Genomic DNA, 25,661 nt, shown 5'->3' on the forward strand with positions numbered 1-25,661 from the left:
CCCTCCCCGGCGGACCGGAGAGGGTTCGTTACGGGGTTACTTCCCCCATTCCTTAGGTCATCAGCGCAGCAAAACGATGCGCTTCGTAAGTACGTCCTGCCCGGATCGGATCCGGACGAAGTAGACGCCATTGCTCAACTGTTGCCGGGCACGCCAGGGGAAGCTGTGTTGTCCAGCTCCGTAGGCTGCGTCGGCCACCAGCGCTACCTGTTTTCCCTGTCCGTCAAAAACGGCTACCTCCAGATGCGTTGGTTGGGGCAGGTAAAACTGTAGCTGCGTTTCTCCGCGGCTCGGGTTAGGCACCACGGTCACCTTCAGGTTGGAAAGGGCCTGGTCAGCCAGGGAGGTCGTCTGGTTACGGACGATCTCGGGCGTAATGGTCCGCAGGGTATGAGCCGTGCTCAGGTCTTCGATATGAATCCCCACTTCGGGCAGTTGATCCTCGTCGGTTAGGGGCGTCAGCCGGAGCTGGGCGATGGTCACGCGCTGGCCCGCACCCAACGGATTGGCGTGGGCCATCCGAAGGACGCCTTCGGCTACGCGGGACTCATTCACCGTGGCCCGCTCAAAACCGGGGGTTGGGGAAGGTACCAGCGCCGCGAAAGCGAAGCGGTTGATGTCCCAGTCAAGCTGCAGCTGGTAGCTGCCCAGCGCTTCGGGGGCGTCGGAAAGATCCACCACCACGGGAATCAGATACTGACCATCCTCCTCCAGCTCGGGCATGATTTCTACCGGAGCCGTCAGGGCACTTCTGCCACCTTCTTCTCCCCGGAAACTATCCGTGGACTGATTCGGGCAAACGGGTGTTCCGACGGGGAAATCCACCGGCAACCCGATCTCGTAGGTCAGAATGATGAGGGCATCCCGGGCGTTGGTGCGGTTGTTACCGTCCACGTTGCCGATGCCCGCCTCAATCCGCTCCAGCGCGATGGCCGGAATGGGGTTTCCGACGCTGAAGGCCAGGATCATGGCGGCGTCGGTAGAGTTGATGAGGCCATCACCGTTTACGTCGCCCAGTAGCTGCTCTTCGAGGACGGGGAACTCACAATCAAAGATGGTGGCCGTGGTGGAAAGGTCCCGGAAGGTAACCGCCGAGGCCAGGGTGGGCACCTCCAGATTGGTGGCCAGCACCGACCCGGGGGCCGCCAGCGCCCGGAAGGTCGCCCGGAAAACCGCCACGTCTCCGGCCTGCCCGTTGGCGTCGGCCCCGTTAAAGGCGATCACTCCCGGCAGGGGATTGACGAATCCGGCGTATCCCGAGAGTACTTCCGCTCCGCCGACGTACTCCATGACCGTCTGGTCGTAGCGCAGGAAGCCCGTGAAGTTACCCAGGAAGTTATCCGGCTCGGGAACGTTACTCATGTCCACGCGGACGGTCACGGGGAACTCACAGCCCGTGGGTACGCCGTCCGGACAATCAACGAACACCGGGGGGAAGTTCTGCCCCGTTCCCCCGCCGGGTTCGGGGAACAGAATCCCCGGTGCGAAGGTGGGAAAGCGGAACTGGTTACCGCCAATGGGTGCGTTGGTCTGGGCTTCGACCTGCGTCATGTTCAACCGGTGAACGGTATTGATTTGTCCCTGGGGAAAGGGATCAAACAGGACGTCTACCGGAACAAGTGCTCCGGGCTCCAGGGGGATGCCCTCAATGCTCGCCCCCTTGTCCAAAATGGCTACCAGGCCATCGCCCAGGGGCTCCACGGCAGCCCCCTGGCCGCCGTTATTCTCCCAGCGTTCGTAGAGGGGGCCCAGGTTAACAAACACCTGGCCGTAATCATAAATGGAGCGTTGGGCGTCCTGCGGAAGGTCAAAATCCAGGTTAATGAGGCGTTCACCGTCTTCGTAGTTGGCCACGATGACCTGGTTGGTCTGCCGACCACCGGGGGTAGTCTCCGTGCCGATGGAGATGTTCTTCCAGACGATATTGTTGTTATTCTTGACGTTATTCCACAGGTTACCCGTCTCCGGGAAGGTCATACCGTCGGCGTCCTCGATCCGGCTCAGCAGGCAGAAGTGCGCCCGGTCCGCGCCGAAACTGGCGTAGTCGGCCGGATTTGGGACCACCCAGGGAAATTCCAGCACGGTAAATTCTCCGCCGGCCACGGAAACGGCCTGGGCGCCCAGCGGAGAGCCCATCAGCGCGGGGCTGGCTACGGAGCCGTCCCAGGGCGCCGGCCAGGAAAGGCCGGAACTGGCCTTGGCCCAGTAGAGCCGAACGTTCCCGCTCTCCGTTCCCCCGCAACCGCGGTTGCGGATGCGTACGTAGACGTAATTCGGGGTACCGTCCGCCCGGTAGACCGGGTTGATGTGCTCCTGATTGGTCATCCCGTCGTTCGTGGGGCGCACCCAGATGTCGGCACTGTGGTAAACCACTTCCGTGGTCGCATTGGGTTCATCTCCGACGTCATCGTAGGTATCGGAACTCCACAGATCGGGGGTGTTAGGGGCCTCGGGTGGCGGAAGGCTTCCTTCCGAACCGAGGATGTCCGTCCGCACCGTAAACAGGGCCGCCGCCGCCCGAACGTGCTGCCCGACGGTGAACATGGTCATACAGTCATCGTCCACGTAGTCCATGTAGTTCATGAACATGTCTCCGTTCGGGCCATTCTCGCAGGATACGCTGGGGAAGGTCGGGCAACCGGTATTCTGCAGGCGCTGGTTGGGGGTATCGTCTACCTCATCGCTGAAGGAACATTTATCCGTTTCCAGATTGTCGTCGCCCCAGATGTGGCGGAGGTTCAGCCAGTGGCCGACTTCGTGCACGGCCGTGCGCCCCAGATCGAAGGGAGAGGTCGCCGTGCCGGTATCACCAAAGTAGCGGTAGTCGATAACGACCCCATCTTCAGCGGGTCGGCCGGCCAGGTCGGCGGGCCAGGAGCCATAGCCCAGGAGGCCTCCGGTCAGGTCACAGACCCACATGTTGAGGTACTGGTCACTGGGCCATCCATCCTTCCCGTTGGTGCTGTTGAATTTCACGGGATTACGGGCCGTGGCGGTGGACGCATTCCAGATGAAGTCAAAGGAACTGGCCGTCGTGGCCGTTCGGGTGATGCCGGTGGTAGGGTTACAGTCCGGATCCCGTTTGGCCAGGGCAAACTGGAGGCGCAGGTCCCCGATCTGGGGGGCGAAGGCCGCGGGAACGGTACTGATGTCCGTATTCGTTGCCCGGTAGGCCTCGTTGAGGATATCGATCTGGCTTTGAATCTGCGCGTCGCTGATGTTTTCCGTGGCGTTGTTGTAAACTACGTGGACGACCACGGGAATGGTGATCACCTCCCCGCCGAAGGCGAGTCCCCCGCGTTCATTGAGCAGTCCCTCCAGGTAAGTGTCGGTCAGCTGGCGGATGCGCTCAAATTCCTGGCGGAAGGTCGGGTCCAGTTCGAGGCGTTCCAGCAGTTCGTCTCCGGTGCCGCACTCCCGACCGGGATCGGGTTCCGGGCTCGTGAAGACAATGTCATCCATAAAGAAGGTACGTACGGCGTTGCCGCCCTCCATATCGATGACGTAGCCCTTAGCACCGGGTACCGAGACGGTCTGCCACTGGGTGGAAACGGGTACGCGGGTCAGGCGCTCCACGTTGCCGTTTTCGTCGTAGCCGTACACGACAAAAAAGGCGTCCTCCGAGAACCCCTGCAGGGCCACGGACATGGAGCCGGTGGTTTCGGCAAATTCAATGAGGACCGCGCCGGAAGGAAATTCGCAGCCGATTCCGCTGCTGCAGTTCGCCCCGACGTTGCGGCCGGAGGGCGCGTCGTCACGGGTGAATACGGTCACCGGCCCAAGGGGCTGATTCGTCAGGGGAGGTAAGCCGTTGAGGTTTACGGAGGGGGTTCCGAAGGAAATACCCAGCGCCTCCAGTTCGGGACTGGTGGTGAGGGTGCCGGAAAAATCTTCAAAGTCAAAGGTGGTCTGGGCGCGGAGTTGGAGCGCCATGGACGATAACAGTAAGACCAAAAGGAAGCCGAGGCTTCGGGGTCGGGTAAATAAGTGTTGCATTGGTAGGCAATTAAAAGGGTCAGATAATCCGAGAGCGCTTACCAAAGGGAGGTCGTCCAAAAACTGCCCCTTAATGCCTACACTTTACCGGCCGTTACGGCCGGTACCCAATTTTAACGTATACCACGGCCCCACCCAGGTGGTGGCACCTGCGCGCTGCGACATAAAAAGAGGATCTAGGTTTGAGGATTTAGGCTTGAGGATTTAGGTCTAAGGAACATCCTGAATCCTACATCCTCAAGCCTAAATCCTAGATCCTCAAGCCTCAATCCTGATTCAAGTTATACCAGTCGATGTTCCGTGTCAGGTACATGATCACCGCCAGGATGAGCAGCAGTCCGAGGGAGCCGAAGAGGAGGGCGTAGTCCTGCAGCTGCAGCAGGCTGTAGAAGAACACGTAGAGCACCAGCAGGAGTCCGGCCACAATGGCGGTGAGTTTGACGTTCTTCAGGATGAACCAGCTGTAGCCCGTAATGAGGGTCACGATCGCCGCGCAACTGATCCAGTAGGCCGCGTTGAACAGTAGGTGCTCGCTGATCGACAGCAGCAGCACGTAGAAGAGGATGATGGCCGCGCCGATGAGCAGGTACTGGATGGGGTGCACTCGCCGCCGGTTGAGGACCTCAATGAAGAAGAAGGTCAGGAAGGTGATGAAGATGAACAGCACCGCGAAATTGGTGCTGCGGTAGGTCTTCTTGTATTCGTCCACGGGCAGGAGGAGGCGCAAACCAAAGCGGTCGGTGTTGTCCTCGAAACCGCTGTATTGGTCGTACCGGTAGGAATTTGTGAATTCGTTGATGCCACTTCCCTGTACTTTAGGCGCAAAACTTCCCGTACCCTGCTGCGGGTAATTCCGGTTGAGCTGCAGCACCTCCCAGCTGGCGGTAAAGCCCTCGCCGGTGACCTCCCGGTCTTTGGGGAGGAAGGTGCCGTCGAAACTGGGGTTCGCCCAGCCGCCGGTCAGCTCCAGGGTCGTTCGTTTGCCGAAGGGTCGGAAATAGATGGCCGAGCTGCCGTTGAGGTCGAGGGCGAAGCGGAAGTCAATGGAATCCCGGTCGGCGGTCAGGTTGATCGGCACGCTCGCTCCACTGCTGAACACGTCGCTGGTTACGGTGCCCGGTCCGAGATCGTAGGTCTCGCCACCGAATTGCAGGTCGATGGCCGCCTGCACGCCGGTCATGTCACTGATGCCCACCGTAAAGAGGGCGTCTTCCCAACGCAGGGAGGTTTCGGGGACGTTGAGGGCCGCCGCATCAAAATTACCGAAGGTGCCATCCACGGCTATTTTAGTGTTGTAGAGCACCACGACGTAGATGCCGCGGTACCGTTCTTCGGGGACCAACTCGCCGGTCATGGAGATATCGTCCGGGAGGAAGTGGGCGTAGCCGGAATGGGGAATGATCTTGTCTTCTCCTCCGGCGGTCTCGTAGTAGTAGGGCACCGAGATCACGGGGCCGCCGACGGTTTGCGCCAGTCCCCACTTGGAGGCCACTTCGGTCTGGGCGTTATCCCGCAGTTGCTGCCGCTCGTAGATGAGGCCGTCCAGCATACTGGTCGGAATGAGCAGGAAGAGGATCAGGAAGCCGATGATGGCCAGCTTCAGGGTGACCGAGCGACGGGCCCAGTTGTTGAGGCGATCCCAGAAGGAAGTAGTCGTTGAACTCATGAAAAAGGCAGGTGGTGTATTTCAAAGATAGTGGCAATTGGCGTGGCGCCCCCGGCCACCGATTAATCGCCGGGGTTTTATGAGTTATTGCTGGAAGGTCTTGAATATTTGGGCGCCGGAGCGCAGGATGCAGTGTTGACGGGAAGGGCCCTGGAAGGGTCCTCCTGTACGAGCAAGGTCTGCAGCTGGAGCGTCAGCTCCAGATAGGGCCTTGCGATCATTGAACCACCCAAGATAATTCACCTCCGCACGCTACACTTAATCCCTACATTTGCTCCCTCCAAAACCGGGTAACCGCCATGCTCATCACCCACTCCTTTACGCATCAGGAAGTTCTCGGCCTGAAGTTTGGGTACCAGACCATCGGCCGGCCGCGATTGTTTTCCCACCTGTATTTCGTCGACGGACTGCTCATCGACACGGGCCATAGCCGGGTCCGTCACCACGTTCAATCGGCTTCGGAGGGGCTGGGGATCGAGCAAATACTCATCACTCACCACCACGAAGACCACACCGGCAACCTGCGGGCCCTGAAGGCCCGCCACCAGTGCCCCGTCTACGCCTCCCCACTATGCTGCCAGATCATGCACTCCCCTCCCCCACTGAGCCTGGCCCAGCAAATTACCTGGGGAAACCGGCCTCCCCAGCGGGATTTAATCCCCAAAGTGGAGCGAATCGAAACCCATCGTTTCACCTTTGACCTCATTCCCATCCCGGGCCACGCCCCCGACATGGTGGCCCTCTACGAACCCAACCGACGCTGGCTTTTTTCCGCCGACCTCTACATCAACTCCTACATCGACTATTTCCTGGCCGACGAGAGTATGGCGGAACAGATTGCCTCTACCAAAAGAATCCTGGAGTTGGACTTTGACGTGATGTTTTGCGGGCATAAGCCACAGCTCAGCAACGCAAAGCGACAGTTGACCAAAAAGCTCCACTTTCTGGAGGCCTTCTTTCAGGACGTTGCTACTCTTCACCAAAGGGGATGTAGCGACCGGGAAATTTTTCGTCGTTTGAGCCTGAAGGAAAACTGGTTTGTCCGCCTCCTTTCTGGGGGCAAACTCTCCAAGTTTAACATGGTCAAATCGGTCATTCGGGACGTAGAAAACAACCTACCATAAGCCACCTCAACACCCCTAATTGTCTACCCGCTGACGAAAGGAGGGAGCATTTCCACCCTCGAATGCCGGGGCGTTTCGTCATCTTGTTACTCTCCGAGGAAATTCATATCGTTCGGTCATTAACGCCCCAAAATCATGCCCCAAACCAATATTTTTCCTGTCTTCCTCCTCCTGCTGCTTTCGTTCAGTCTATCCGGCCTGCGGGCGCAGGACAGCACCCGCGTCGGGGCCAATCCCTGGCGGTCTGCCGTCGACCAGAGCACCCAGATGATGCTCGATAATCAGGATTTCGGACAGCGCCTCATTTTCGGTAGCGGCTTTTACGTAAACAATCCGGAAATTGACTACGAAGTCGACAAAAAGAAGCTCTTCATCGATCCCGAGCTTCATCCCGCTTCTATTACCCTGGTGGGAGGACTGACGGATACGCTGCCCGCCCGCATCCAACTTTACGACCAGGTCGTGGAGGTAATCCGGGATGGAAAGGAGTTCCAGGTTGACGCCAAGTCCTTACAGTCCATCACCACCCTAGACGGCCGTCGTTTTCTCGCTTATCGCCGCCCCTTAATCGTCGGTCAACCCGCGCCGCTGCTGGAAGTGTTGGCCGAAGCGGACCGTAAAAAATTGTGCCTCTACCAGCGCGTTGAGTGGCGGGAGCCCAACTACCAGAAAACGTCCTACGATACCGACAACTACAAAAAGCGCCTTCGCCGCATCGAAGAGGTATACCTAATCGCGCCCTACGTAGCCCGGCCCATCGGCAAAATGAAGGAGCTCATCTCGTTACTTCCTCAGGAACAGCAGCGGGAAGCCCAGCAGTATGCCAAACGGGAACGGCTGCGCAACCGGACGGAGGACTACGTGAAGCTGATGACCTTTCTGGGCTGGGAGGGATAGGCCCGAAGACTACCCGTTGAAGTCGATTTCGGTATTATCCCCAATGTTGAGGCTCTGCTGCAGGCCGCCAATGCTGGCGTCGTTGCCGACGACGGAATTCCGCAGGACGATATCGTGGATTCGGGCGTAATCGCCAATGATGGAGTCGGCAACGATGGCGTGCTCTAACCTGGTGTTGGCCCCCAGGGTGACGTAGGGTCCAACAATGGAGTTGCTGATGTCGCAGTCCGGCCCGATGTGGACCGGGTGAATAATGATGCTGTTATCGTAGGGTGGCGGATCGTCGGTGGCGAAGCCGGGGCGGTCGAGAAAGATGGCGTTGGTTTCCAGCAGGACATCCCGCCGGCCGCAGTCGAACCAGTTGTCCACCTTGATCAGGCTCAACTTGGTGCCCCATTCCAGCATACGTGCCAGGGCGTCGGTCAGGGGGTATTCTCCGATGCTCTGGATGTTGTGCTCCAGGTTGTGGGTGCAGGCCTGAATGAACTGCTTCACCTCCCGGATTTTGTAGCACCCCACCATGGCCAGATTGGACCGGGGGATTGTCGGCTTTTCGATCAGCCCCCGGATGTTGCCGTCGGCGTCGAATTCAATCACCCCGAAATTGCGGGGGTCATCCACCATTTTCACCCCGATGGTGGTCAGCTTGGAGTCCTTGAAGGCCTGCAGGTCGGCATCAATGATGGCGTCTCCGAAGAAGATCATGATCTCCTCGGCGTCGGCGTAGTGCTCACGGGCGAGCCAGATGGCGTGGGCCGAGCCAATGCGCTCTTCCTGAGTGACGAAGGTGAGGTTGAGCTGCGGGTAGGTCCGCTCAATGTATTCGCGGATTTTCTCTCCCAGGTAGCCGATGATAAAAATGAAGTCCTCGATGCCCAACTCAATGAGTTGTTCCACGATGAAACTGATGATGGGCTTGCCCGCCACCGGAATCAGGGGTTTGGGTTGGGTGTAGGTGAGCGGCCGGAGCCGCACGCCCGTTCCAGCTACGGGAATGATGGCTTTCATGGGCCGCAAGATAGGGGGCGCTCACGAAAGTCGTGATCTACTTAGACAGAATTTCTACCCATTTCTCCGCGCACGACGCACGGCCTTACGCACGGGCTGCCACACTCCCGTTCTCCAGCTCCAGCCACCCTGAACGCGTACCCACTTTCCGGGTACGTATTTGAAGCCGGGCCGGGTCTTCACCCAACGGCCCACTACCGGAGCGTAAACGCCCTTCTTGACCGCCCAGGAAGGAGCAATGTAGATGTAATCAGGGCCAGGTTTCACGACCCGCACGGCGGCCTTGGGAGCATTAGGTCGTACTTTGACGACCAGCTGCGCGGACGCGAGGCTAAAGGTGAACACCATCAGGAGAGCGGTGAGGAGGTACTTAGGATTTCTCATGGTACAATCGGTATAGTATTGAAAGTTACGCTCCTTGGAGTAATGGGGGAAGTGAGGGTTTAGGAGGTTGCCGGAGTTTGAGATTTTCTTAACGCTTTACTTCTGCTAAAGTAACGGAGACTTATCCCCGGTCATTTTTCTATTGAGTGGTTTTTGATTGCAGCATCAGATCAAACAAAAAGCCGCCTCCCGAAACCCGTTCGGAAGGCGGCCATGTATCAACTACCGGCGGACATTAGCGCATATTGCGCGCGCCCTGCACCAGCAGATTTACTTCATTATTCAGGACCTCCACGAAGCCACCATCAATTGTGAAGGTGATGCTCCGGCTTTCGGTGCCGATGGCTTCCTCGTCCTTCGCTTCGTCGTAGTACGTATATTCTCCGGCTCCGGCCTGTACCACCACCCGGCCGCCAGCAAGGCTGGATACCAGAGGAGCGTGGTTGTCAAGCAGCTGGAACGTACCGTCGGTTCCCGGCAGCGTAAGCTTACTGGCCAGGCCAACGAAGATCTTACGATCGGGAGTAAGTACGGAAATGGTCATGTTATCGTATTACAGTCAGGCAATTCAGCCACCCACTGGCGGCAAACTACGCGGTACTTTTTATTGAGCTGCGGCCAGCAGTTTTTCCCCTTTGGCGATGGCATCTTCGATGCTACCCACCAGGTTGAAGGCATCTTCGGGGTACTTATCCACCTCACCGTCGAGGATCATGTTGAATCCTTTGATGGTATCCTTGATGTCTACGAATACTCCCTTCAGACCGGTAAACTGCTCGGCAACGTGGAAGGGCTGGCTCAGGAAACGCTGTACCCGGCGGGCACGGCTAACGACGAGTTTGTCTTCTTCGCTGAGTTCGTCCAGACCGAGGATCGCAATGATGTCCTGCAGCTCATTGTAGCGGGCCAGGATGTTGATCACGCGCTGGGCCGTGTTGTAGTGGTCCTCACCGATGATGGCGGGGTCCAGAATCCGGCTGGTGCTGTCCAGTGGGTCCACGGCGGGGTAGATACCCTGAGAAGCAATCTTCCGGTTCAGTACCGTCGTGGCGTCAAGGTGAGCAAAAGTCGTTGCCGGAGCGGGGTCCGTCAAGTCATCCGCAGGTACGTAAACGGCCTGTACGGAGGTGATGGAGCCACGCTTCGTGGAAGTAATCCGCTCCTGCATCAGTCCCATCTCCGTGGCCAGCGTGGGCTGGTAACCTACGGCGGAAGGCATACGACCCAGCAGGGCAGATACCTCAGAACCCGCCTGGGTGAAACGGAAGATGTTGTCTACGAAGAACAGGATGTCACGACCACCGGAAGGATCACTCAGGTCACCGTCGCGGTAGTACTCGGCGATCGTCAGACCGGAGAGGGCTACCCGGGCACGGGCACCGGGAGGTTCGTTCATCTGACCGAACACGAAGGTTGCCTTGGAGTCCTCCAGTTCCTTCATGTCTACTTTGCTGAGATCCCAGCCACCGTTCTCCATGTCGTGCATGAAGTCTTCACCGTACTTGATGATATTGGATTCCAACATCTCGCGGAGAAGGTCGTTACCCTCACGGGTACGCTCACCCACACCGGCGAATACGGAAATACCGTCATAACCTACGGCGATGTTGTTGATCAGCTCCTGGATCAATACGGTTTTACCTACACCGGCACCACCGAAAAGACCAATCTTACCACCCTTGGTGTAGGGCTCGATCAGGTCGATTACCTTAATACCCGTGAAGAGCGGCTCCTTTTCGGTAGCCAGGTCTTCGAAGGCAGGAGGAGTAGCGTGGATGGGACGGGCGTTGTCGCCTTTCTCTACGGCGGGCATTCCGTCGATGGGGTCACCTACTACGTTGAACAGACGTCCCTTGATGGCGTCCCCTACGGGCATCGCGATGGCACGTCCCGTGTCGGCTACCTGCGTTCCGCGGGTAAGGCCGTCCGTAGCGTCCATGGCAATGGCGCGCACGGCGTCTTCACCAAGGTGCTGCTGCACTTCCAGTACGAGCACTTCGCCGTTGGGACGGGTAATCTCAAGAGCGTTAAGGATCGCGGGCAGCGTTGAATTTTCGCCGTCGAAACTTACGTCGACAACTGGTCCGATGACCTGCTTAACTTGACCGATGTTAGCCATGTATTGATACTTAGGAGTACGGGGGATTCACAATTGAGCCGCAAAAGTAAGGCCTTTCCCCGAAGTGACAAAGGATTTCTCCCGCCTTATTCTTCACCGGAACGTAAACTATGAAGGATTTTTTCCACACACTACCGAATGCCCCCTACCGCCCGGCCAAAACCCACATTTTGCGGTGCCTCCCCCGCTTTTCAACGAAACGTGGTTTTAAGGAGTACGCTTGGTCTGTTGGTTCCTTAGTCTGTTAGTAATTTTGGTTCCTTAGTCTGTTAGTAATTTGGTTCGTTAGTCTGTTGGTTCAGTCGCGCCTAATAGCAAACCAACAGACTAACAGACTAACAGACTAACAGACTAACAGACTAAAATACCAACGAACCAACAGACTACCCCCTCTCCTACATCCCCTTCAACTGCGTAAAGGAATTCCGTAGGGTCTCGGTCGGTTCGGGGGCCAGGTCCCGCTCCAGGAAGAAGTGCTCCGTCCCGTTAACTGCCGCCGTCGCCACGATTTCTGCTACGTCCAGGACGCCGGTTCCGGGATCGGCCATCTTCGCAAATCCCGCCATCCACTGGTCGGGGGTGCTGCCGTCTCCGGCAAAGCGGAAGGGCTCCGAAGCATCCTTGATGTGGAGCATCTTGAAGCGGCCGGGATATTTTTTCAGGTAGCTGATGGGCTCGGCTCCGGCGGCCTTCATCCAAAACATATCGAGTTCGAAGGCGACTTTATCCTCCTCCGTGTTGTCAAGTAAAAAATCCAGGGGCTGCTGGCCGTCCATGACGATGTGTTCGTAGCCGTGGTTGTGGTACACGAACTGCATGCCATAGCTGGCCATCTGCTCCCCGAATCCGTTAAATTCCTCGGCCAGGCGGCGGTAGGCGTCCAGATTCGCACGATCCTTCACGTCACTCAGGGCGGGCAGTACCACGTATTGGGGCTCCAGGGGAGCCAGTCCGTCGAGCAGTTTGGTCATGCCCGTCCGCAGGGTGATGAGGTCCGTGTGGGCGGAAGGTACGCTCAACCCGTTATCCTTCATCATCCGGGCGGTTTCCGCCGAAGAGTAACCGTAGAAGGCATCGTTCTTCAGCCCCAGCATGGGCTTCATTCCCGCCCATTGCTCTTTTGCGACCTCGGCACTGAAGGGATAGGGGCCGAAAGTCTCTACCTCCCGATAGCCAATGTCTCCCAGCAGCTTGAGCGTACCGGAAAAGTCCTGGTCCACCAGACCGGGAATGGTAAACAGCTGGACCCCGATGGCCCGTTCCCGGGCGGCCGCTACCTCCTTACTGGCCGTACAGCCAGGCAGTAACATCAAGCCTCCTGCTCCCAGGAGCAGATGTTCCAGTACGGTTCTTCTTTGCATGATCTTTTTTGCCAAAATACGCACATTTTTTTCGCCACATCCCGAAGCAAAGGAGTGGAAAAGTTTGTCGCCTGCGGACAAGCACGGCATCCACACCGCACGTTTCCTCCGTATATGTTGTTACTCCATTACGTAGCCTGATCGTTTACGAACAAAACCTGTCTGAACGTTAGGGCGCCTACGCGCAGGTGCAAGGAAATGACCGAAGGAGCAATGAACGGAATGAATCGATCATGCCTATATTCAATGCTTCTTTCCCAACTTCATGGCACCTGCACGCCGTTGCATTTTCTTAAAAATCAACGATCCCGACGAGCTAAGCGACCACCGAAGGTAGCTGCGAAGCAAAACTCGGGACCGTCTCCACTTCATAATAACGCTATCATGTCACGCTTCTCCTTCCTCGTTCTGCTCAGCTTCCTGCTCTTTGTTTCCTGCGGGCGCTACCAGGCCGCCGAAGACTTTTCCGCCAGCGACTCCACCCCCGACCCCAACGAGTTGAGTGAGGAGATTCTGCGGACCATCCGGGCCGGACAGGACGCCACGGCCATGATCGACCAGCTCGCGGCCTACGAACCCTCCCAACTGGTGGCCGCCCTCCAAACCCGGGAAGAAAAACTGGCCTTCTGGGTGAACGTCTACAACGGTGTGGTGCAGCACCTACTGATCAACGATCCGAGTCTGTACGACGACCGGAGTTCCTTTTTTAGTGGCGACCTCTTTACCGTCGCCGGGCACACCATGAGTCCCAACGACCTCGAGCACGGCATCATCCGGGGCGGAGAGAACCGACTCGGACTCGGCATCATTCCCCAGTTTTTCCAGAATAAATTTGAGCGTACTTTCAAGATTAAGGGAGGAGACTCGCGGATTCACTTTGCCCTCAATTGTGGCGCCGCCGACTGCCCGCCGGTAGCCGTCTACTCCCCCGAAACCTACCACGAGCAGATCAACGAAAGTACCCGCAAGTACCTGGCTAAGCACAGTGAAATCAAAACCGAAGACGGTAAGGAAGTGCTCTACACCAGCCCCCTCTTCTCCTGGTTCCGCGGTGACTTCGCCGACCGTGGCGGCATCGACGATTTCCTCGTGGAATTCGGGGTGGTTCCCGCCGAGAAAGAAGACATCAAACGGGAATACACCGATTACGATTGGACCCTGAAAACCGGAATCTGGGCGGAATAGGTCTTCCTCCGGGCTGCTCATCAGTGCACGCAGTCAACCGATAAACTTTGCGATTTTTTCTCCCCGTACCCACCAAAACTTGCGGTGCGTGCATTTTAAGTCTACATTTGTAGAACAAAAGCTACAAATTTAGACATGCTGACGAAAGCCGAAGAACAACTGATGAAGCACCTCTGGGAGCAGGAACCCTGCTTCATGAAGGATTTGCTGCAATCTCTACCCGAGCCGCGCCCCGCCAAATCGACCGTGGCCACCCTGCTGAAGCGCATGATCGAGAAAGAGCTGGTGGGGTATCGCACCTACGGCAACAGCCGGGAATACTTCTCGCGCGTCAGCAAACAGGCCTACTTCGGCCACCAGCTCAAGGGGATGATCAGTGATTTCTTTGGTGGCGCCCCCACGGACCTGGCTTCCCTCTTCGTCGAAGAGACCGAACTCAACGAAGCCCAGCTGGCCGAACTCCGCCGCATTATTGACCGTAAACTCTCCGGCGATGATCTTTAGCTATCTCCTCAAGGTAGCCTTCCTGCAGTTGTGCGCCCTTGGTCTCTTCCACTTCCTGTTGGCCTCCACGCCCCACCATCGGGTCAAACGCTGGTACCTGCTGGGGAGCCTGGCTTTCGCTTTCCTGGTTCCGTTCATCACGGTGCAGACGATCGTCGTGCCCACTCCCGGAGAAATAATCCTGATGCCGGTCACTTTGCCCGAAGTTGTTGTCTCTTCAACCGGTCCCGAAGCCGACGCAGCCGTTCTTCCCACCTTGCTCCTGACCGTTTATCTGGTGGGTGTACTGTTTGGACTGATCCGGCTTTTGCGGGCCTGGTGGCGGCTTCACCGCCAAAAGCAACGGGCCATCAGGACCTACCCCCAGGGAGGTGCCAACTGGTACGCCCTTGACGCTCCCGTCGCCGTGCACAGTTTCGGCAGCAGCATTTTCTACTGCGCCGAACGGGAACCCGCACCGGCGGTGAAGGCCCACGAGCTGGTTCACGTCCGCCAGCGCCATACCCTCGACCGGCTTTTCATCCGGCTGCTGCGGGTGATCTGGTGGTTCAACCCCCTGCTCCTCTTCTTTGAACGGGCCATCATCCACAACCACGAATTACTGGCCGATACGGGCGCGATGCACGCGCTGCGTCTGAGCCCAACCCGTTATCAGCTGGCTTTGCTGGAGGTCCTGAGTGGCCATCGGGCCCGCAGTCCACTCGGAAGTTACCTCCCCTTTTCCTTCACCAAAAAACGCTTTCTCATGCTTCAGCATCCCGGAATTTCCACCCCTAACCTGACCCTGAGAATGGGCCTGATCGTTACCGCCTGGATGGGGCTCCTACTGCTGTTCGGGCATACCGCCTACGCCCAGTCTCCACCGCCTCCCCCGGCACCTGCGGCCGCGCCCCCTGCTCCTCCAGCACCACCCGCGCCCGCGGCAGCTTCCGTCAGTCCCCTTCCCCCCGCGCCGCCGGCTCCTCCGGCACCACCGCAGGCCGTTCCCTGTCCGCCACCACCCCCACCCACCTACGAGCAGCTGAAACCCTACCTCGACCTCACCTACGCTGCGTACTGGGACGTCTGGACCAAGAAAGCACAGGAACGCAACCCTGATTGTACGCCCTACCCCATGCACCAGGGCATTGATCCCGACCTGACGGTCCGGGAATGGCTGCTGCCGCGAACGGAAAAACGCCTCCGCTGGCTGACCGAAGAAGTGCAACCCATTACGGCCGCCGAACTCGATCAGTACCTCGACCCCACCGCTTACGGAATCTGGCTCGACCGCCGCCGCATCAGCAATGACGCCCTGCGGAACCTTTCCCGAACGGAAATTTATCGCCTGATGAGACCCTCCAAGTTGTACAAGAACGCGAAAGACTACGGGAAGTACACCTATCACCTGGAGCTGACCAGTCGGGAAAAGCTGGAAGAACAAATCCAGCAGATTCGCGAACAGCTTGCCAATCTGAAGGGGGAGTGACGTTTGATGTTTGGGATCTGATGTTTGACGTTTGACGTTTGAAATCACGTCAAACGTCAAACATCGTTCATCATACCTCCGCTTTCTCAAGGGGAAGTACCGTTCGCACTAATTTTTAACACAAATTGTTTTTAAATAAACACGCAAATCACTTCCTTTGCTGCGTATTGTTTGAAACTCAGCAAAGCGCAGTGCATGTATCAAAAAGCGATTCTTCACCTCGACATGGATGCCTTTTTCGCGTCGGTGGAGGTGATGAAGAACAGTCAGTTACGGGGAGTCCCCGTATTGGTGGGGGGGACCAATGGTCGGGGAGTAGTCTCCAGCTGTAGCTACGAGGCCCGGCGTTTTGGCATTCACGCGGGGATGCCCATGGCCGTGGCGCTGCGGCGTTGTCCGGAAGCCCGGGTCATCCGGGGTGATTTTGAAGAATACGAGAAGTATTCGGGCATCGTTACGGAGATCATCGCCGAAGAAGGTCCGGTATTTGAGAAGGCCTCCATCGACGAATTTTACGTCGACATTTCGGGTATGGACCGTTACGTTGGCTGTGTCCGCTGGAGTCGGGAGTTACGGGAGCGGATTGCCAAAGAAACGGGACTCCCCCTTTCGGCGGGTCTGGCGATTAACAAGCTGGTTTCAAAGGTCCGGGCCGGGGAGGCCAAGCCCAATGGTTCGGGCTGGGTGGCCGCTGGCGCCGAGCGGGCCTTTCTGGCTCCACTGCCGGTGCGCAAGATTCCGTCCATTGGCCCGTCCACGGCCCGTAAACTGAGTCTGCTTGGCATTCGTAAGACCGGCACCCTGAGTCAGGTTCCGGTGAAGTTGCTCGAACGGGAATTTGGTAAATCCGGCCGGGAAATTCACCGGCGCGCCAACGGTATTGATCACCGGGCGGTCATCCCCTACTCCGACCGAAAATCCTTTTCCGCCGAGCACACCTTCCAGCACGACACCATCGACGTGGAAGTGCTCCGTCGCTGCCTCCGTGACCTGACCACCAAACTGGCCTACGAACTCCGGCAGGCCGGTCGGCTCACGGCGGGGCTGACCGTCAAAATTCGCTACACCGACTTCAACACCTACACCCGTAGCCGGCGCATTCCCTACACCGCCCACGACCAGCAGTTGCTTCACTTAGTGGATCAGTTGTTCATCGAATTGTTTACCCGCCGGCAGTGCATCCGCCTGGTCGGGGTGCGCTTCGACCGCCTCGCCACGGGGCACACCCAGCTCGACCTGTTCGACAACGTGGAGGAAAATAACCAACTCCTCCTGGCCATGGACAAGGTGCGCAAAAGATTCGGGAAGGGAAGCGTGAAGAGGGGGTAAGGTAGCGGGTAGAGAGGTAGCGGGTAGAATGGGAGTAGCGGGTAGCGGGTAGTTGGGGGAGGGAAAGCGGGGTTTTCGCTCGATGGATGGCGATAAGTAGCTTGCCGGCAAGCGCGACGGGCCACTAAAAGTAAGGCACTAGGCCACCTTAGCGGATTCCTTATCCCCCGTGGAGATGCGTACCGCCCGGTGCTGCCCCAGAATGTTCCGTTGCATGTAACGCCCCACGCTCGCCGTGGCCCGCAGACGGTGCCAGTGTTCGGGGGCTACTCCCAGGTAAGCGTATACGGCACCGTTGTTCCGGAACCGTACGAAAAGGGTTTGGGTAGACTTCAGATACCCCATTTCGGAAAGCATCTGAGAATCGATGGGCTGTAAGAGAATCGGCAGAGCCATAACGAGTTCTTTTTCAACGCCAAAGCGCTGAATAAAAACACTCCAAACCCCGTAATGTTTTAAAATTTAATTTTAAACACAAAACCTCACGACCTAGGCAAAGAAGGCCCGTACCGTGTCGGTGATGAACTCGAGGGTTGGTTCATCGAATTCACTGTGCATGGGTAGGGAGATGACTTCCTTACACAGCATATCCGTGGTGGGCAGGAAGTTCACTTCGTTGGCCGCGGTCCCCCTGAAGGCATTCTGATCGTAGAGCGGCACCGGATAGTAGATCATGCTGGGAATGCCGGCCGTCTTCAGGTGCTCCTGCAGGGCATCCCGCCGCCCCCCGTCTACCCGCAGGGTGTACTGATGGAAAACGTGGGTGCTATTGGGCTGGCGGGCCGGGGTGAGCAATCCCTCGATATCGGCGAGGGCCTGATCGTAGTGGTCGGCCGCCGCGTTGCGGCGGGCGCCGTAATCGTCCAGACGCTTCAACTTACAGTTCAACACGGCGGCCTGGATGGAATCCAGCCGGCTGTTGCATCCCACTACGTCGTGGTAGTAGCGGCGGTTTTGTCCGTGGTTGGCGACCATCCGGAGTTTGGCGGCCAGTTCGTCGCTGTCGGTGTTGATGGCTCCGCCATCACCGTAGGCACCGAGGTTTTTACTTGGGTAGAAGCTGGTGCATCCGATGTCTCCCAGCGTGCCCGTACGGTGCTTGCTGCCGTCGCTGAAGGTGTATTCAGCGCCGATGGCCTGAGCGTTATCTTCTACCACAAAGAGGTTATGCTTTCGGGCCAGCGCACGGATGGGTTCCATATCGCAGCTTTGTCCGAAGAGGTGGACGGGCACGATGGCTTTGGTCCGCTCGGTGATGGCCGGCTCGATCAGCTCGGCGGTGATGTTGAACGTTCGGGGATCAACGTCCACCATTACGGGGCTCAGCCGTAACAAGGCAATGACCTCCGCGGTGGCGACGTAGGTGAAGGCCGGCACGATTACCTCGTCTCCGGGCTCCAGGCCAAGGGCCATCATGGCGATTTGCAGAGCATCGGTTCCGTTGGCGCAGGGAATGACGTGATCGCAACGAAGGTAAGCCTCCAGTCCGGCCTGGAACTGCTTCACCGCCGGACCGTTGATGAAGGCCCCGCTGCGGATGACGTCCAGTACGGCAGCGTCCACCTCTTCCTGCATGGCCCGGTACTGGGCCTTGAGGTCCACCATTTGAATATTGCTGACGGGGGGGAGTTGGGCGCGGCCATCGGCCGCGGTCGGAGTAGCCATATCGTAGCGATGTTTTAGGCCGCAAAGGTACGACCACGGGGACACAAATCGTGTTTGAGCAACGTCATGTCTGAAGGAATGTAACGCGAGCCCCTTCGCTAAGGCCCCTACTTTCCCCGACGGTGGTTTTCAATGGCCTGGACGAGGCTCTTGACTTCCATACTGAAATCCTTGCTCAGGATCCAGTTGAGGTAACTGGGGTCCTTGGCGAAGACTTCCTCCACCGGCTGCCCATTGTACTTGCCGAAGTTGAACTGCGGCCGCCCGTCCGGTCCCTTCTTCAGGCGGCGGGTGGCGTCCAGGAAACGGTCATCCTTGCAGAAGTCGGACACGGCGTCCATGTTCTCGAAGGGGTGGCTCACCTGCCCCTCATCATCGATGAATTCCCGGCCGGCGTACATATCCATTTGTCCGCGAAAGACGTCAACCGTGGCCCGTACGTCGGCCAGAGCATCGTGGGCGTTCTCCATCTCGCGGCCGGCGTAATACTTCAGGGCCGCACTCAGGGTGCGGGGCTCCATGCGGTAAAAAATTTGCTGCGCATCGATGAGCCGCCGCGAGCTGGTATCCAGAAAAAGTCCCGCCCGGTAAAATTCTTCCTGCAGCAGAGGCACATCGTAGCGGTTGGAGTTGTAGCCCCCCAGGTCCGCATCCCCGATGAAGTCAAAGATTTGCTGGGCCACGTCGGCAAAGGTGGGCTCGTCCTTCAGGTCCTCGTTGGTCATCCCGTGAACGGCCGTAGCCTCGGCGCTGATGCGCTTGAGGGGATTGATGCGCATCTCCAGTTCTTCGGGTGGCCGTCCGTCGGCAAAAAGCTTGATGAGGGCAATTTGGCAGATTCGATCCTGAACGATGTTTAAACCGGTAGCCTCCAGGTCAAAGAAGACCAGGTCGTGGGTAAGGGATAACATAAAAGTGTGTGGTTTCTAGGCTGTTCTTAGCTGGCATGTAGGAGAGGAAGATACCCCAACCGTCTGCTAAGGTAGTCAAAGAAAACCAGCCGCACCGACTGTGAGCCCGGAAGATATACATATCACTTAGGAATAACGTTACCCGCTAATCCCCTGCCCTTCCATTCATCACACCACCTATTCGTCAGCGAGGTCCGGTAGCCAGACCGGGACTCCGGCAAGTCGTCCTACCTGGTTTTACGGCCGGCAGAAGGCAAAACGATCCGCCAGACGGCCACCTACGTGGCCCCGCGGGGTCAACGTTGCACCTGCACGTCGCTGCATTGTCATACAATCAGCGATCCCGACGAGCTTAGCGACCACCGAAGGTAGCTGCGAAGCAAATCTCGGGGCCGCTGCATTGTCATACAATCAGCGATCCCGACGAGCTTAGCGGAACTCGGGGCCGTTGCCCTTTATCCAAATCTAAGGGTTCCCACAGGTTACGGAAATTGGGACGGGCACGATCAATACCATTCAGTCGCTGCACTACACCTCAGCCCCTCCGGCAGAAATAGCCAACAGTAGCCTTTTCATCCGTCGGTATTCGGCATTTGTCGAAAATCCACGCCTGGCCTCATCATTTCAGTCATCTTAGAGGTTATATCCAAGAGACCATCAAAACCAACCAATGATTTCAGTTTTCCCTCTTTCCCAGGACAATATGCTAGGCTTCACCCTCGACGGTGAAGTGGATGACGAAGGCATCCGTAAACTGCTCATTGCCGTCGAGGCCAAAGTGATTACCCACGGAAGACTTCGACTGCTCGGTAACGTCAAGAACATCGGCGGTTTCCAATCCTTCCAGACCTTCTGGAAGATGCTGAAGAAAAAGCAGGAACTCTGGGATAAAATTGAGAAATACGCCATCCTGACGGACCACAGCTGGCTGGCCTCGCTGACGAGTAGCGTAGACTGGCTGACGCCGCGCATGGAAATCAAAACCTTTGCCCTCAGTGAGGGAGAACTGGCGCACGAGTGGCTCAAGAAAAACCCCGAGCCCAAAGTCTCTAACGCCGTTAAGGAGATTGACCTCGGCGAAGAACACCTGCTCGGTATTGCCGTCGTCGACAAGATGGAAGTGGCCGACTACGACCGGATCAACGTACTGATTGAGGAACAGGTAAAAAAATACGGGAAGGCCCGGATGCTCCTGGAAATCGTGGACGTCAGCGGATTTAGCGGTCAGGCACTGCTGGAAGACCTCAAAACCGGCATCAAGAACTACAAGAACGTCGAGCGCATGGCCATCATCGGCGACCAATCCTGGCTGAAAACCACCGTCAAACTCGGTGACCTGCTCACTCCGGGACTGGAGCTCTCCGCCTTCAACACCACCGAGCGCAAACGCGCCATTTCCTGGTTGGGGTAACCTCCGGCCGTGGGCCGAAGGTTAGGGGATAGTACGGTAGCAAGTAGCGGGGCGATTGCTGCGCAATCTGGACCATCCCCTTTATTATACAATTGGACCTCTGGCAGCAAAACCAGATCCCTTTCCGTACCAACTCTACCTCCTACCCCCCTACCTACTATGTCACTTCACCTTCGGCTTAATGATCAGGCGAAGGCTCTGGTTATAGTTGATGTAATTGACCACCCAGTTCAGGAAGACGAAGAGTTTATTCTTCGTGCCCAGGATGGCGAAAAGGTGTACCAGTAACCAGACCAACCAGGCGAAAATGCCCCCGAAGTGGATGCTGGGTTTGGGGATGTCCACCACCGCCCGGGCGCGTCCGATGGTTGCCATACTACCCTTGTCGTGGTAGCTGAAGGCCGTGAGCTCCTTTCCCTTTTTCCGTCGTTTGAAGTTCCCGGCCAGGTTTTTGCCCATCTGGATGGCCACCTGCGCTACCTGGGGGTGGCCCTGCGGCCAACCCTCTTCTTCCATGTAGGCTACGTCACCCACCGCATAAATATCTTCACAGTCCTTCACGCGGTGGTAGCGGTCTACGGCCAGGCGGTTACCGTAGGTGATCGCCGATTCCGGCAAGCCCCTGATGGGTTCGCCCTTGATGCCCGCCGCCCAGATCACTTTCTGCGTCGGGATACTGGTGCCATCCTTCAGGAATACGGCCTTACCGTCAAAGTCAGTCACCCGGCTGTTTAGCAGCACCTTGACGCCCATGTCTTCCAGGTAACGCAGGGCCTTGGCACTGCTTTCCGGGCTCATCCCCTTCAGGAGGTGATCTCCGGCCTGGATGAGGTAAATGTCTACCTCCTCCTCAATGTGCAGCTCGGGGTAATCCTTGGGCAGCACGTGCTTTTTCATTTCGGCCAGGGCGCCGGCCAGCTCCACCCCGGTGGGGCCACCGCCCACGATGGCGATGTCCACCAACTCCTGCCGCGGATCGTATTCCGGGGTCGTCAGGGCGTCCTCGTAGTCATCGAGAATATTGTTACGGAGGTAGAGCGCCTCCGCTACGGACTTCATCGGCAGCGCGTGCTCCTGAATCCGCTCGTTCCCGAAGTAATTGGTGTCCGCTCCGGTGGCGATGATCAGGTGGTCGTAATTGCAGTGCCCGAGGGGCGTTTGCAGCCGTTTGGCTACCGGATCAACGTCGGTCACCTCCGTCACCCGGATGTACATATTCTTTTCCCCCTGAAACAGCTTGCGGAAGGGGAATACGATGCTGCTCGGTTCCAGTCCCGCCATCGCCACCTGATAAAACAGGGGCTGAAACTGGTGGTAGTTATTCTTATCGATCAGCACAACCTGGTAGTTCGACCGTCGGAGACTCCGGGCCAGCTTCAGGCCACCAAAGCCGCCGCCGACGATCACGATGCGTTCCAGATCACTCTCGGGGATGTTGATTTTTGTCGTTGGATCCATGTACCATTGGAAGGTCAGCCGCAAGATAAAGGTTGGGTGGGGGAAGGGAAAAGTTATCCGCCGTCGTCTTTCCCTTGAACTTCGGAAGTTCTACGGTGCATTGGCAACATTTGCCGTTTCGGGCGTCGGTCCGGGATTACCCGGACTTCATCGGGATCAAAAATTATCCTGCCGGGCGGTAAAGCCTTGACGGGCCGGCACAAGGAGAAGTCGGGCACCGGCGTGCGGGTGCCACGTAACTTCCCGAAAAGCCGCGTTCATGGGGTCCGTTCCCGCAAGATTACCCCGCCAATTTCCTATCTTCCACCCCACGAAAAAGATTTAAGTCCATCATGCCAAAGCAATCCAACCCCAACCGCAGAAAATTCATCAAAACGGCCGCCACGGCCGCCGCAGCCTTTACCATCGTCCCCCGCCACGTGCTGGGGGGGCCAGGGTTTACTGCCCCTAGTGACACCGTCAACGTAGCCGCCATTGGCGCGGGAGGTAAGGGACGCAGTAACGTTAACGCGGTGGCCAGCCAGAACGTCGTTGCCCTTTGCGACGTCGATGACCGTCGTGCGGCCGATACCTACGCCAATTTCCCCAAGGCAAAAACCTACCGTGACTACCGGAAGATGCTCGATGAGATGGGCAAGGACATCGATGCCGTCATGATCTCCACCCCGGATCACACCCACGCCATCACGGGGCTCGCCTGCATGGCGCTGGGCAAGCACGTCTACATCGAAAAACCACTGGCCCATAGCATCGCCGAAGTACGGGCACTGACCGAAGCCGCCGCCGCCAACCCCAAACTCATCACCCAGATGGGCAACCAGGGGGCCAGTGGCGAGGGCATTCGCAAGACCCAGGAGATTTACGAAGCGGGCTTGCTCGGCGACGTGCACACGGTCTACGCCTGGTCCAATCGCCCCGTATGGCCCCAGGGAGGCCCTGCGCCCACCGTCGGAGAGAGTGTTCCCGATCATCTGGACTGGAACCTGTGGCTGGGCCCCGCGGCCGACCGCCCCTACCACTCCGCCTACCACCCCTTCGCCTGGCGGGGATACTGGGATTTCGGTACCGGCGCCCTCGGCGACATGGGTTGCCACATCATCGATACCCCCTTCTACATTCTCGAACTGGGCTACCCCACCGAAGCGGAAGCCAGCGTGGGGCAGGTCTTCAGCCAGAACTGGAACCCCGATTACAACCCCGAAAGCTGTCCCCCCAGCACAAAGATTCATATCCAGTTCCCCGCCCGGGGAGAAAAGCCGCCCGTTGAACTCATCTGGATGGATGGCGGTATCCTACCCCGCCGTCCGGACGAACTCCTGGTGGACGAGCTCCTGGGCGACGGCGGCAACGGCATCATCATGGAGGGCACCAAGGGTAAGCTGATCGCCGACGTCTACGGCGCCAACCCCCGCTTGCTACCCACCAAACTGATGAACAACATCAACATCCCCGAAACCCTCCCCCGGGTGACCACCAGCCACCAAATGGACTGGATCAACGGCATCAAGGAGGGCTACCAGCCCAGTAGCCACTTCGCCAAGGCCGGTCCGTTGGCCGAAACCGTCCTGATGGGCAATCTGGCCGTACGCGGCTACAGCCACCGCTTCCCGAAGCAGGGCGGCAAGCCCGACGAGTACATCGTCCCCGGCCGCACCAAACTGGAGTGGGACGGCGAGAAGATGGAAGTCACCAACGTACCGGAGATGAACTACTTCGTGCAGAACAATAAGACGCGGGAGTTTTAAAACGCCAGGTGTTTTTGGTGCGCTCGCCAGGCGAGCTATTAGACGGCAGGACGTCACTGCGTGACTTTGTAGGTAGGAAGCCCTACCCCCGTTCAATCGGACAGGTCATGCAGTGGCTCCCTCCCCTACCCCGGCTGAGTTCGCCACTCGGCAGGGTGATGATGGTCTTGCGCACAGTGTCGGGGTTGAGGCCCTCCTTATCGATGCGGCTGATGAGCTCCTCGGCCGGCACGATGGAATAGCCGGCCTTCCGCAGGGTTTCCGCCGTGACGGGATTGCGGTCGTAGGTAACGGCCACTCCGGGACGGAGGGCGACGAGGTTGCAGCCGTCCGTCCACTGCTCCCGTTCCTGGTAGGGGGACTTACCCCCACCGGCGGGAAGGAAGCGGGCAACCGGGTCGATTTCGGCCAGGATGCATTCCTTGAGGCTGTTGTAAAAGGTGGACCCACCATCTTTGTGCCAGACCTCCACGCCGCCCTGTCGGCCACCTTCACAGATGATGGGCTCGTAACAGACGTAGTCGTGCTCGTCGATTTGGGTAAAGATGGTGTCCAGGTGCATGAAGCTCCGTTCGGCGGGCACGCTCACCCGGACAACGTACTCCACCACCTGGCGTTTGAACAATTCATCGGCCAGGGAGCGCAGGCTGTAGCTGCTGGAGCGCTCACTTTCCCCGATGAAGAGGTAGTTCTCCCGGAGCAGCATGACGTCTCCCCCCTCAATGCTCACCTTTTCTGCCAGGTGGCTGGGAGGAAATTTATTGACGTCGTTCAGGTTAATCACCCGGTTCTCTTCCCATAGGTGGCGGAAGGTGGGGTGAGCGAAGATCACCAGTCGGGTCAGGAAGTTTTCGCGGGACCGGGCCATCTTCGCCGCCTTGGTCACCAAAACGTGATCGTTGATGGTCACGGCAATGTCCCGGGTAAAGATGAAATTAGGGATGGGGTCAAACAACACCCAGCCTTCGTTGCCGTAGGCTCCGGTGATGAGCACCTCGCTTAACTCCCGGGGAGAGAGTTCTGCCAAAAGGTCAACGTACTTATTGGGGAGTTCTTCCCAGCCCACGATCAGCTCGAGGCTTTCCCGGGTGGCTTCGGGGGCGGCGGCGATGGCTTCGGCGAGTAGGTCCGCCATTTCCAGTACGCCGTCCTTACCCAGGAATCGCCGGAGCAGGGCGGTAAAAACGTCGTGCTCCTTCTGCATCTGGGGGAGGTAGACGATATCGTCAAACAACAGTTCTTCGGCGCGGCGGGGCGTAATGGAGGAAGTACCCGCATCGGGTCGGTGTACCAGCACCCGCCGCAGCGGAGCGATTTCAGATTTTACTTGGATAGGCATGGCAGCAAAGGTAGTTGGCAGTAAGCAGAAGCAAAAGGAGTGTAAAAGCATAATGATTTCAGGGCGCACGTAGGTCCGCAGCCCTATGACC

20 protein-coding genes are annotated in these 25,661 nt (G+C 57.9%); 8 read left to right on the forward strand and 12 right to left on the reverse strand.

The genetic code is table 11. The features are described 5' to 3' along the window. Positions 1-60 precede the first annotated feature (60 nt). Complete coding sequence (locus E1J53_RS20975; RefSeq protein WP_145913067.1) at positions 61-3,996, reverse strand: M43 family zinc metalloprotease; 3,936 nt, start codon at positions 3,994-3,996, stop codon at positions 61-63. A 265-nt stretch (positions 3,997-4,261) separates the two neighbouring features. Continuing rightward, on the reverse strand, positions 4,262-5,662 hold the full coding sequence (creD, locus tag E1J53_RS20980; protein ID WP_134274412.1) for a cell envelope integrity protein CreD: 1,401 nt from the start codon (positions 5,660-5,662) through the stop codon (positions 4,262-4,264). 299 nt (positions 5,663-5,961) lie between these two features. On the opposite strand from creD, the gene E1J53_RS20985 reads away from it, so the two are divergent. Then, on the forward strand, positions 5,962-6,786 hold the full coding sequence (locus tag E1J53_RS20985) for an MBL fold metallo-hydrolase (RefSeq protein WP_134274411.1): 825 nt from the start codon (positions 5,962-5,964) through the stop codon (positions 6,784-6,786). A 135-nt stretch (positions 6,787-6,921) separates the two neighbouring features. Further along, positions 6,922-7,683 carry a hypothetical protein gene (locus E1J53_RS20990; protein ID WP_134274410.1) on the forward strand — a complete coding sequence of 254 codons (762 nt, stop codon included), beginning with the start codon at positions 6,922-6,924 and terminating at the stop codon, positions 7,681-7,683. Between the two features lie 9 nt (positions 7,684-7,692). Here the strand turns inward: E1J53_RS20990 and E1J53_RS20995 are convergent, their stop codons facing one another. The 5 genes from E1J53_RS20995 to E1J53_RS21015 all read right to left on the reverse strand — a co-directional run bounded on the left by E1J53_RS20995 (position 7,693) and on the right by E1J53_RS21015 (position 12,555). Next, positions 7,693-8,691 (reverse strand): sugar phosphate nucleotidyltransferase, encoded by a 999-nt coding sequence (locus E1J53_RS20995; protein ID WP_134274409.1) that lies wholly within the window; start codon positions 8,689-8,691, stop codon positions 7,693-7,695. Between the two features lie 54 nt (positions 8,692-8,745). Further along, positions 8,746-9,075, reverse strand: a complete 330-nt coding sequence (locus E1J53_RS21000; protein ID WP_134274408.1) for a hypothetical protein — start codon at positions 9,073-9,075, stop codon at positions 8,746-8,748. A 235-nt stretch (positions 9,076-9,310) separates the two neighbouring features. After that, positions 9,311-9,619 (reverse strand): F0F1 ATP synthase subunit epsilon, encoded by a 309-nt coding sequence (locus E1J53_RS21005; protein ID WP_134274407.1) that lies wholly within the window; start codon positions 9,617-9,619, stop codon positions 9,311-9,313. 60 nt (positions 9,620-9,679) lie between these two features. Continuing rightward, on the reverse strand, positions 9,680-11,194 hold the full coding sequence (atpD, locus tag E1J53_RS21010) for a F0F1 ATP synthase subunit beta (RefSeq protein WP_134274406.1): 1,515 nt from the start codon (positions 11,192-11,194) through the stop codon (positions 9,680-9,682). Between the two features lie 395 nt (positions 11,195-11,589). Continuing rightward, positions 11,590-12,555 (reverse strand): sugar phosphate isomerase/epimerase, encoded by a 966-nt coding sequence (locus E1J53_RS21015; protein WP_173021588.1) that lies wholly within the window; start codon positions 12,553-12,555, stop codon positions 11,590-11,592. A 384-nt stretch (positions 12,556-12,939) separates the two neighbouring features. On the opposite strand from E1J53_RS21015, the gene E1J53_RS21020 reads away from it, so the two are divergent. The 4 genes from E1J53_RS21020 to dinB all read left to right on the forward strand — a co-directional run bounded on the left by E1J53_RS21020 (position 12,940) and on the right by dinB (position 17,041). Continuing rightward, entirely contained in the window at positions 12,940-13,740 is an 801-nt protein-coding gene (locus E1J53_RS21020; protein ID WP_173021589.1) for a DUF547 domain-containing protein, read from the forward strand. A 135-nt stretch (positions 13,741-13,875) separates the two neighbouring features. Continuing rightward, the gene (locus tag E1J53_RS21025) at positions 13,876-14,244 is read left to right on the forward strand and encodes a BlaI/MecI/CopY family transcriptional regulator (protein WP_134274403.1); all 369 of its coding nucleotides are present in this window, start codon (positions 13,876-13,878) and stop codon (positions 14,242-14,244) included. Beyond that, on the forward strand, positions 14,234-15,712 hold the full coding sequence (locus E1J53_RS21030) for a M56 family metallopeptidase (protein ID WP_134274402.1): 1,479 nt from the start codon (positions 14,234-14,236) through the stop codon (positions 15,710-15,712). Before E1J53_RS21025 ends, E1J53_RS21030 begins: the two co-directional genes overlap by 11 nt. A gap of 195 nt (positions 15,713-15,907) precedes the next feature. Next, a complete protein-coding gene (gene dinB / locus E1J53_RS21035) occupies positions 15,908-17,041 on the forward strand; it encodes a DNA polymerase IV (RefSeq protein WP_134274401.1) in 1,134 nt (377 codons plus the stop codon). 138 nt (positions 17,042-17,179) lie between these two features. Here dinB and E1J53_RS21040 read toward each other — a convergent pair whose 3' ends face one another. The 3 genes from E1J53_RS21040 to E1J53_RS21050 form a co-directional block, all read right to left on the reverse strand. After that, positions 17,180-17,437: a KTSC domain-containing protein gene (locus E1J53_RS21040; protein ID WP_134274400.1), complete on the reverse strand. Its 258-nt coding sequence runs from the start codon at positions 17,435-17,437 to the stop codon at positions 17,180-17,182. 93 nt (positions 17,438-17,530) lie between these two features. After that, positions 17,531-18,706, reverse strand: a complete 1,176-nt coding sequence (locus tag E1J53_RS21045; RefSeq protein ID WP_134274399.1) for a DegT/DnrJ/EryC1/StrS aminotransferase family protein — start codon at positions 18,704-18,706, stop codon at positions 17,531-17,533. 107 nt (positions 18,707-18,813) lie between these two features. Further along, the gene (locus E1J53_RS21050; protein ID WP_134274398.1) at positions 18,814-19,617 is read right to left on the reverse strand and encodes a 3'-5' exonuclease; all 804 of its coding nucleotides are present in this window, start codon (positions 19,615-19,617) and stop codon (positions 18,814-18,816) included. A gap of 670 nt (positions 19,618-20,287) precedes the next feature. Between E1J53_RS21050 and E1J53_RS21055 the strand changes: the two genes are divergently transcribed. Next, on the forward strand, positions 20,288-21,028 hold the full coding sequence (locus tag E1J53_RS21055) for an STAS/SEC14 domain-containing protein (RefSeq protein WP_134274397.1): 741 nt from the start codon (positions 20,288-20,290) through the stop codon (positions 21,026-21,028). 162 nt (positions 21,029-21,190) lie between these two features. On the opposite strand, the gene E1J53_RS21060 is transcribed toward E1J53_RS21055, so the two are convergent. Next, entirely contained in the window at positions 21,191-22,486 is a 1,296-nt protein-coding gene (locus E1J53_RS21060; protein ID WP_134274396.1) for an NAD(P)/FAD-dependent oxidoreductase, read from the reverse strand. Positions 22,487-22,818: 332 nt separating this feature from the next. Between E1J53_RS21060 and E1J53_RS21065 the strand changes: the two genes are divergently transcribed. Continuing rightward, positions 22,819-24,231 (forward strand): Gfo/Idh/MocA family protein, encoded by a 1,413-nt coding sequence (locus E1J53_RS21065; RefSeq protein WP_134274395.1) that lies wholly within the window; start codon positions 22,819-22,821, stop codon positions 24,229-24,231. Positions 24,232-24,313: 82 nt separating this feature from the next. Here the strand turns inward: E1J53_RS21065 and E1J53_RS21070 are convergent, their stop codons facing one another. After that, on the reverse strand, positions 24,314-25,570 hold the full coding sequence (locus E1J53_RS21070; protein ID WP_134274394.1) for an arginine deiminase family protein: 1,257 nt from the start codon (positions 25,568-25,570) through the stop codon (positions 24,314-24,316). Between the last annotated feature and the right edge of the window lie 91 nt (positions 25,571-25,661).

Origin of the sequence: Lewinella sp. W8 (assembly GCF_004375085.3) — a bacterium.
In the GTDB taxonomy this organism is placed as follows: Bacteria; Bacteroidota; Bacteroidia; order Chitinophagales; family Saprospiraceae; genus Neolewinella.